Genomic DNA, 933 nt, shown 5'->3' on the forward strand with positions numbered 1-933 from the left:
ACGATGCAATTGCTGAGGGCGCGATGGCGCTGTTCGGTGAAAAATATGGTGATGAAGTGCGCGTCGTGTCGATGGGCATGGCCAAGCATGGTCCGAAGGCTGGCAAGTCCTATTCGGTCGAACTTTGCGGCGGCACGCATGTGCGCCAGACAGGCGATATCGGTCTGGTCCGCATCGTTTCGGAAGGTGCGGTTGCAGCCGGTGTTCGTCGTATGGAAGCGCTGACGGGCGAGGCTGCGCGCCTTTATCTCGAAGAGCAGGACGAACGCGTGAAAGCAATCGCCAGCGCGCTGAAGACCACGCCTGCCGAAGCGCTTGAACGCGTCAACGCCCTGATGGACGAGCGCAAGAAGCTTGAGCGCGAATTGTCGGATGCACGCAAGAAGCTCGCGCTCGGCGGCGGTTCATCGGAGGGCGGCAGCGCGGTTGAAGCTGTGAATGGCGTCAACTTCCTCGGCAAGGTTGTGACTGGTGTATCGCCGCGCGATCTGAAGCCATTGGCCGACGAAGGCAAGAAGCAGGTTGGTTCCGGCGTGGTGCTGTTCATCGGCGTCGGGGAAGATGGCAAGGCCAGTGCCGTTGCTGCCGTGACGGAAGATCTGGTCGGTCGTTTCAGTGCCGTGGATCTGGTGCGCGCTGCTTCGGCAGCACTTGGCGGCGCCGGTGGCGGCGGCCGCCCGGACATGGCGCAGGCCGGCGGGCCGGATGGCGACAAGGCGGATGCTGCGATTGCAGCGGTCAAGGCGCTGATCGCCTGATTTAATAGCAATAAGGCCGGGGAAACCCGGCCTCAGCCTGCTGACAAACCCCTGGCTATGCCGGGGGGGTGTGATTCTCTGGGTCATGTTGAAGAAACCAGCCGCAGAACAGACCGCGCTCGAGATGGTGACGCTCGATCAACTGGTCCCGAAAGATCATCTGCTTCGCAAGATC

At 61.8% G+C, this 933-nt stretch carries 1 protein-coding gene; it reads left to right on the plus strand.

The features are described from left to right. On the plus strand, positions 1-758 hold a 758-nt coding region (locus HWD97_RS24205; protein WP_371835804.1), incomplete at its 5' end, for a DHHA1 domain-containing protein. Positions 759-933 lie beyond the last annotated feature (175 nt).

The sequence above is a fragment of the Ochrobactrum sp. C6C9 genome, assembly GCF_022627935.1.
Taxonomy (GTDB): Bacteria; Pseudomonadota; Alphaproteobacteria; order Rhizobiales; family Rhizobiaceae; genus Brucella; species Brucella teleogrylli.